The sequence below is a fragment of the Timonella senegalensis JC301 genome (assembly GCF_000312125.1).
GTDB lineage: Bacteria > Actinomycetota > Actinomycetes > Actinomycetales > Cellulomonadaceae > Timonella > Timonella senegalensis.
Genome location: NZ_HE978642.1, coordinates 184,460 through 192,435, shown reverse-complemented (window position 1 = coordinate 192,435; position 7,976 = coordinate 184,460). Strand labels below are relative to the sequence as shown.

Sequence of the window (7,976 nt, the reverse complement as noted above, 5' to 3'; positions counted from 1 at the left end):
CGACAACGCCACTCTCGCAGAGCTCCGTGCTCAGGCTGCTGCAGCCGAAGCAGAGGCTGCGAACGCCCGTGCGGCGGCCGCACAGGCCGCGCTCGAGGCGGCCGAGGCGAGGGCAGCGCGGGCTGCGGAGGAACCAGCGGAAGCTGCGGAGCCCACGGAACCCGCGGAAACACCGGCGCCCAACGAAACACCGGCCTCTCCCGCCCCACTCTCCGAGTATTCCGCGCGGGTTGCCGCCGCCTACGCCTACAAAGGCGGCGTGCTTCCCCTCGGTGCACTACTCGAGGGAGAGATCGGCGGGGAGATCGCACCCAACAAGGACGTGCAGGTCGGGTTCGCGCTCTCCATGCTCAACCGTCACGGGCTCGTCGCAGGGGCCACAGGAACGGGTAAGACCAAGACACTGCAGGGCATGGCCGAGGGCCTATCCACCGCGGGCGTCCCAGTGTTCCTCGCGGACATCAAGGGCGATCTTTCGGGGCTTGCCACCGCCGCGACCCCCAATGAGGCACTCGTCCAGCGCACCGCCTCGATCGGACAGGACTGGGTGCCAACCGCTTTTCCCACCCAGTTCTATTCGCTCGGAGGGTTGGGGAAGGGCGTCCCGATCCGCACCACGGTCAGCGACTTTGGCCCGCTCCTGCTCTCCAAGGCGCTCGGCCTGAACGATACGCAGGAGTCGAGCCTCGGCCTAATTTTCCACTGGGCAGATACCAAGGGCCTCGCGCTTTTGGACCTCAAGGACTTGCGCACCACCATCACCTACCTCACCTCGGACGAGGGTAAGTCCGAGCTCAAGGGAATCGGCGGCGTGTCCTCGGCAACCGCGGGCGTGATTCTGCGCGAGATCGTGACGCTCCAGTCCCAGGGTGCAGACGTGTTCTTTGGTGAGCCCGCCTTCGACACCGCCGAGTTGCTCCGCACCACACCGGACGGCAGGGGCGTCATCTCCGCGCTTGAGCTCCCCGCAGTCCAGGACCGCCCCGCCCTGTTCTCCACGTTCCTCATGTGGCTGCTGGCGGATCTGTATCAGGACCTTCCCGAGGTCGGCGACCAGCCCAAGCCCAAACTCGTGTTCTTCTTTGACGAGGCCCACCTGCTTTTCAAGGGCGCGTCCAAGGACTTCTTGGCCCAGGTCATCACCACGATCCGGCTGGTCCGATCCAAGGGCGTGGGCGTCTTCTTTGTCACCCAGTCACCCAAGGACGTTCCCGCCGATGTACTGGCCCAGCTGGGTAACCGCGTCCAGCACGCGCTGCGCGCGTTCACCCCGGACGACGTCTCGGCCCTCAAGGCCGCGGTCCGCACCTATCCCACCTCTCCGTACGACCTCGAGCGGCTCCTGCAGTCGCTCGGCACCGGCGAGGCCGTGGTGACTGTCATGAACGAGAAGGGTGCACCAACCCCGGTGGCCTGGACGCGCGTGCGCGCGCCCCAGTCCTCCATGGATCCGGCCCCAGCCGCTGTGACGGACCAGATTGTCAGCGGCTCACCGGGCATAGCCCGTTACGGTACGCCCGTGGACAATCAGTCTGCCCACGAGATCCTCACGGCTCGGATCTCCGGCGCAGCGCCGGATATTCCGGCCCCAACGTCGCAGGGTTCCTCTGCCTCGGTTCCTGGCGGAGCGAGCTCCACGGCCCCTGCGGGCGAGGATCTGGCGGACCAGCTGGCTCGCGAGATCGAGGCGGAGCAAAGGGCCGAGAACGAGGCCGCAGACCGCGCCGCCCAGCAGCAACTCGACGAACTCAACAAACTGCGAGAGAAACTGGATCGCGACGCGGAGAAGGCCCGCAATCAGGAGTCCAAACGCTCCACCAAGTCCACCGGCTCGCGCTCCCGTTCCAAGGAGTTCGACCTCGAGGATGGGATCGAGGAATTCCTCAAGTCCGCCGGCTCCAAGCTGGGCCGCGAGATCACCAGAACGATCTTTGGCACCCGCAGGCGCTAACCATTCCAACAACAACGGAAGGCCGCGCTGAGCATTCTCAGCGCGGCGTTCCGTCTTACAGGAGACCTTAATCTGCGGATACCTCAGCGGAATCCACCAGTGAATCCAACAGGGGCGTCTCCATCTGGGTCGGTGAATCGTCGATAATGTGGGGTTCATCCGTGGCGGAGTCGGACGGGATGGACCACGTGAGGTAGGTTAGGCCTGCCGGGTTCTTGACGGTCTGGATTAGCAGAGCCATGTGCGGTTCGAGCGCGGAGACCTTGTCCAGGGGCGCGCCGATGATGAGCTGGAAGCCGAGACCCTGCCAGGCCGTGACGGCGCGTCCGGCAAAGCGGGAGTCGGCCTTAATGAACGCCTCATCTAGGAACACGGGCGCGTAGCGAGGACGCTCCGCGTCCGAGTCACCCAACTGGTAGCGCAGCGCGGAACCCACAATGAAGGCCACGAGTTCCTGGCTCTCACCACCAGATTTGCCGGCGATGTGGTCGAACACGGACACCTCGTTACCGGCCAGGTCGACCTTGAGAGCTTCCACGCGGACATGCTCGCGCACATCGATCAGGCGGCGGCGCTCGTTGGACTCGGGCCGGATGCGGGCCAGCAGGTCCGCGATCTTGCGGTAACGAGTCTCGCGCTGCTTGAGGGTTTGCTCGCCAGACACCTCCGTGGCAAGTTCACGCAGTTGGCGGCGGAACGACTTGATGTCCATGGATTCCGTGGCCTTGGCGCTGATGCGCAGCCGGTGTCCCTCATCCTGGAATGGGAGTTCCCACAAGATGTCGTTTACGGGCGCCATGCGAGTGCGGATCTGGTCCAACGCCTGAGTCATCTGCGCATTGAGGCGCGTAAACTCCTGGCCCGATAGCCTGGTGACGTTTCGGTTCCACTGTTCCTTAATCGCGTAGAGCTTCTGGTGCTCCAGTTCGTCAAGGATTCGGCGGAAGTCGTCGTAGGAAGCGTCCGGATCCGTGCCAAGGTTCGGGTTGGGCCAGGTCTCCTTGAACCGCTCGAAGGTGCGGGTGAGCGCTGCTCCCGCGCTGGTCGCGGCAGTGATGACAGTGTCGTACTCGTGCTTGATCTCGGCGCGGACCAGAGAGATTGCCTTCTCAAACTCGGTGAGCGATGCCCTCCAGTCGCTATCCTCAAGACCCGCAACGAGTCCGGCAAGGTACGCCTCCTGTTCGGAGGTCACCTCGAGACCCTGATCCTCGGCGGCCTCGATCGCATCCTTTGCGGCGTCTTCCTTGTCAGCGAGGTCGCCGAGCTCGTTGTCCAGCGCCTCAAGCGCTGCCACTGCCTTGGCCAGGGCGACCCGCTCGGAGTCCAGTCGGGCCTGGATCTGCGCTTCTTCCTTCTTCAACTCGGCGAGAACGTCGTTCCCGGCCACCAGCTCGCTCAGTTGGGTCTGCTTGGTGTCGGCGAGCTTTTGGGCGCTTTTCACGTCAATACGGGCCCACTCGAAGTCGACGAGGCGCCCAAATGCCTCGACCTTCTTCTGCTGGGCGTCGGCGGCGGAGGTCACGGACTCCACCATCGCGGACGCTTCCACGATCTGCGATCGGGTCTCTTCGAGCTTGGCTGCGAGCTCGCGGATGCGCGCCTCGTTGGAGAATCCGATGACGGACTGCTTGCCCTGGCCACCGTGTGCTCCGCGCTGGCCCTGGCTCATCTGGCCAGCCTGAGTGAGCGCCTTGCGGTGCGAGCCCAGCTCGGACACATCGGACACGCACACAAATCCGAACTGCTCGTCAAGGCGTTCGATGAGCCAACCGGTGAACTTCGTGTGCTTGTAGTCCAAGCGGCCCGGCAGGACAAAGCGGTCCGTGGGCTCCTCGATGCGCAACCCCACATCTACGCCCTCAAATTGGACGCGGCGGGCCGTGCGGATGGAGTTGATCGCGGCGCGGAACTCCCCCAGGTTGTCCTTGTCCACCAGGATCGTCGTGGCGAACCCGCCAAGTGCAAGCCCGATAGCGTCGCGCCAGGTCTCGAACTCCGGGCGGATCTCGATCAGCTCGCCCACGAACGGCAGATCCTCGGGCATTACGCCCATGACCTGCGCAAACGCCGCACGGGCTTCCTGAAGCTCAAAAGGAATGTTGCCCTTGGTGGTACGCAACAGCCCGATCTCGTGCTTGAGTTTGTCGGCTTGCTCTGTGAGCGTGTGGCGCACGTGCATGGCCTCGTACTCGGCCTCGCGCCTACGTGCGGCAGCGTCCGCAGAGTCCTCGATCTCCTTGCGAGCCGTGCGCATCAAGGCGTCAAACTCAGATTTCTTGGAGACCGTCAGCCCGGTGACATCGAGCGACCTATCAAACCTAGCCCGCTCCGACTGGGCCTCCGCGAGCGCGTTCTCGGCCGCGCGGATCTCGTGGTTCAGTGCCTCAACCTGGTCGCCGCCACTCTTGCGCTGGTTGTCGCGCACGAGTTCGAGCTTGGCCTCGTCGCTCGCAATCGCTGCACCGGCAGAGGTTTTGGCCTCCTTAGCACGCGCGTGGGCAGAGCGGTTACTGGCCACGTCGGCCGCAAGTAGGTCCAGTGCGTTGCGGTCACGCCACAGCCCAAACGCGGAAAACTGCGGACCTTCGGGCCCAGCCCCCGCGGAACCAGCCGCACCCGAGGCACCCAGCGCACCAAGATCGTCGATTAGAAGCGCCCGTCCGAGCGCCTCATCACGTTCCACGCGCAGCGTGGTGATGGGCGCGAGCAGCTCAACCTGGTCCTCGGCGCGGATCATCTCCTGGCGCACGGCGGTCAGTTCGTCGAAGTGCGCGATCGCGTCGTCCGCGATCCGGAACGTTTCCGGCTCCTCCAACACCATCTGCTTATACAGGGCATCCACGGTGGAGATCTGCTGGCCACCCTGAATGCGGGCGAGGAGTTGGAGTGCCTTGTCCCCGTCCCCGTGCGCACCGATGCCGAGCACCGACTGCAACTTGGTCATGAACGCGAGGTCCGTGTCCAGCACAGCCATTCCCAAAGTCCCCGTAAGGATGCTGGGCGCGAACTTGGACACCGCGTACTGCTCGAGCACGCGCAGATCGAATGCCCCGTGGATGATCGCGCGGCGGAACGTGCAGTCCTCGTTCTTGGTGGCGCCCTTGGGCACGTAGAAGATGCGCACAGCAGTGAACAGCTGCTTGGACTGGTCCATCCACGTCATCGAGATCGCGGACCACGTGTCGCCTTTGTCCCCGCGCAGGACCGAGTCCTTAAGCGTGTCCGTTAAGGAATCACGCTGGTCATCGACCTTTCCACGCACGTAGCTGATGATGTTGCGCTGGTCCTTAGAGCGGGCACGACCGGTGGTCGCGCCGTTGGAGGCGCCGTTGAACGGCGTGGTGTGCGGCATCATGAGGGCGATATACGCGTCGAGGAGAGTGGACTTTCCGGTTCCGGAACCGCCCGAAATCAGGGTCCCGTCCGGGTGGAACGGCACCTGGTGATAGCCGTTGTAGCCGCCCCAGTTCACCAGTTGCATCGAGCGCGCAACCCACTGCTGCCCTGTGGAGTTGGCCGGAATGAGCCCAAAGAGTGTGTCTACAAAAGTCATGTCTTACTCCTCGGTGTCTTCAGTCTGACCGGCGTGTGCGGCGGGCTGGCCGGCGGCGTCGCCGCCCTGATTTTCGACGATTGACTCGCCAAACAGGTCCGGTCCAGTCTCGTTGTTGGCGGGTTGTGCCGGCTCTTCGCCGTCCGCGGCCTCCAGCTCCGAGTCGTCTGAGTCCCCCGCCGGTTCCTCGGCGAGTCGCGCCTCGACCCATGCTGTGAGTTCCTTGATGCGTTCGATCGGCATGAGGACCTCGATGATGGGCGAGATCCGGTAGCGCTCCTGCGAGGCTTCCTTGAGGATGCCCTCGCGTGCGAGTTGGTCGATGCCCTGGGTGACCTCACGCTGGCGCAGGGCCAGGTTGGTCTCGTCCGAGGCAAAGAAGCTCATGGCGTGGTTGACCAGTTCCTCGTGGTCCACAAACGCGGCGTCTTCTCCCATGCCTACCTGCTGGCGGAAGGCAGAACGGGCGTACAGCAGCACGATTGTTTCGGCGCGCTTGTATGAGTCATCGCGTAGGAGGATCGGGATGTTCAGCTCTTCCTGGCGGACCTGGACCTTGTAGGCCACGCGGTAGTCGCGGTCCACCACGAGTTCGAGGAACATGTCGTGGAAGCGCGATTCAAGGATGTCTTGGTACTTGAGGATGCGTTCCCACGCCCACGAGTCCTCCGCCGCTTCAATAAAACGCTTTTGCAAGAGCAGCGCGAACACCCGCCGTGCCTCATACGGAAGCTGGCCCTGGTCACCGGGGAACAGGAAGTCGCGGGCCGATTCAATCGACTCGCTTTCCACGAAAACAGCGGATTCGTGCGGTGTCTCGGTGGTTTCAGTCATTGCTCTGCGCTCCTTGCGCGTTCGCTGGGTGTTCAAGTGTTTGGCGCGGAATGATGAACTCGCGCTGCGTTCCGTCGGCGCGGATGGCGATGATGCGCTCTAGAGGCGCGAGCCCCTCGCCCCCGCCGCTCGCCGCGAGTTCTTGGTATCCGAGGATTTCCACGGGGCGTTTGAGGGAATTGTCTGCGGTGTTGAAGGCCGTGGCGATCGTGACGTCTCCGTCCCCCTCTGCGTCCGCTTCTGCGAGCAGTTCCTCAACGTGTGCGAGGATTTCTCGGTGCCGGGGTCCGCCCATCGCAATGATCTCGTCCAGTTCGAGGCCGGAGATCTCAACGTCTGCGTTCTGGTCGATTGCTGCCGGTGGCGTGTCGTCCGAAAGGTCGTGCAATCCAGTGCGGAGCCGGCCAAAGCCCGCTCGCTCGAACCGAGTAAAGGCCTCCACATGCTCACCGCGAGCGGACTGCGGGAACCATTCGCCGAGTGCGACTACGGCCGCGCGCAGGGCGTCGTCGAGCTCGCGGTCACGGAGCGGGTTGTGGTTGCGGATCTGGGTGGTCAGCGTGCGCGACGCCCGCTGTTGCTCCGCTAGCACCACACCTAGAGCATCAAGGATCGTGGCCTTGATCGAGCGGAACTGCTCGCGTTCGCGGGCCGGAATTGTGCGAGCAAAGGGGTGGCGCAATACTGCCTCGATCGACTGTTCGAGCTGCCCCAGCAACTCGTCCGACTTGAGCAGGTCGAGCGCACCCGTGAACGCCTTACCTTCCGGGGTCTGGTCAAACAGGTTCTCAGACGCTGTCATATACTCCGACAGGACCTCACCCGTTGGGCGTTCGTCCTGGCGAAGTTGCGCGAGGATCACGCGCTGCAGGTCCTTGATGGACTCGGCCACGCGCGTGAAGTCGGCGGGCAGCTCACGCACCAGGTACTTCACATTGTCGAACTGCTCTTCCATGCGCTCGGCCGACGCCGGTTCGATCTCGCCGCCGCCCTCGAGCCTCTTCTTCTCCGCTTGCAGCGCCCTGATCTGCGCGTTCAGCGAGCGGACGCGAGCAGCACGATCGGGCTGAGCGTCCGTGGCAAACCTGTCCATGGTGTCGAGCAGGGTCCTGATGCGGGACTCGGACACAAACGCCCGCTCACCTCCCGCACGTGACACAAAGTCCATGGCTTCCTGGGCGTTGGAGGTCAGTGAGTACACTTCGGTGCCCTGATCGCCTACGGACCGCACCAGCCACTTGTCCCTCACCCAACCCGCAGCGAGCTTGCGCGCTGAAGATTCCGGAAGTTGATCGTCGTTAAGAGTTGCCAAGTCATCCAGGTGACCGGCCACTTCGAGGTGAAACTGGTCCGCCGCCACGCTCTTGCGCTGCGACGTGAAGATCGAGGCAAAGATCGCGATGACCAGGGGTGCGTGAGCCTTGTTCAGGAGCGCCAAGGTGGGTCGGGCGAACGCCCGCCTTGCCCGCGCAATCTCCGCGTTCACCACTGACATTTCACGTCCCTTCGTGTCTTTTGTGTCCGGTCGCGCGCAGCCGCGGCTGCGCGCACGGGTTCGACTTTACTGCCGCAGGTAGGCAATTGAGCGCAGGTAGAGTGTGTTCTCCACCTGCGCTCAATTGATGTCGTTTTTAT

The 7,976-nt window shown here is 63.8% G+C and carries 4 protein-coding genes; 1 reads left to right on the top strand and 3 read right to left on the bottom strand.

Translation table 11 applies throughout. From position 1 onward, the window contains the following. The coding region (locus HGSM_RS05380) for a helicase HerA-like domain-containing protein (RefSeq protein ID WP_019147727.1) at positions 1-1,951 on the top strand (1,951 nt) is incomplete at its 5' end. Positions 1,952-2,018: 67 nt separating this feature from the next. Here HGSM_RS05380 and HGSM_RS05375 read toward each other — a convergent pair. From HGSM_RS05375 to HGSM_RS05365, 3 genes are read right to left on the bottom strand one after another with little or no spacing between them, the layout of a single operon-like run. Further along, the gene (locus HGSM_RS05375; RefSeq protein ID WP_019147726.1) at positions 2,019-5,507 is read right to left on the bottom strand and encodes an ATP-binding protein; all 3,489 of its coding nucleotides are present in this window, start codon (positions 5,505-5,507) and stop codon (positions 2,019-2,021) included. 3 nt (positions 5,508-5,510) lie between these two features. Next, complete coding sequence (locus tag HGSM_RS05370) at positions 5,511-6,341, bottom strand: DUF4194 domain-containing protein (RefSeq protein ID WP_019147725.1); 831 nt, start codon at positions 6,339-6,341, stop codon at positions 5,511-5,513. Continuing rightward, on the bottom strand, positions 6,334-7,836 hold the full coding sequence (locus HGSM_RS05365; protein ID WP_019147724.1) for a DUF3375 domain-containing protein: 1,503 nt from the start codon (positions 7,834-7,836) through the stop codon (positions 6,334-6,336). Before HGSM_RS05365 ends, HGSM_RS05370 begins: the two co-directional genes overlap by 8 nt. Between the last annotated feature and the right edge of the window lie 140 nt (positions 7,837-7,976).

What these genes read in the sequence shown, in the direction of transcription:
- HGSM_RS05370 (WP_019147725.1), bottom strand. Translation starts at nt 6,341, where the DNA reads ATGACTGAAACCACCGAGACACCGCACGAATCCGCTGTTTTCGTGGAA.
- HGSM_RS05375 (WP_019147726.1), bottom strand. Translation starts at nt 5,507, where the DNA reads ATGACTTTTGTAGACACACTCTTTGGGCTCATTCCGGCCAACTCCACA.
- HGSM_RS05365 (WP_019147724.1), bottom strand. Translation starts at nt 7,836, where the DNA reads ATGTCAGTGGTGAACGCGGAGATTGCGCGGGCAAGGCGGGCGTTCGCC.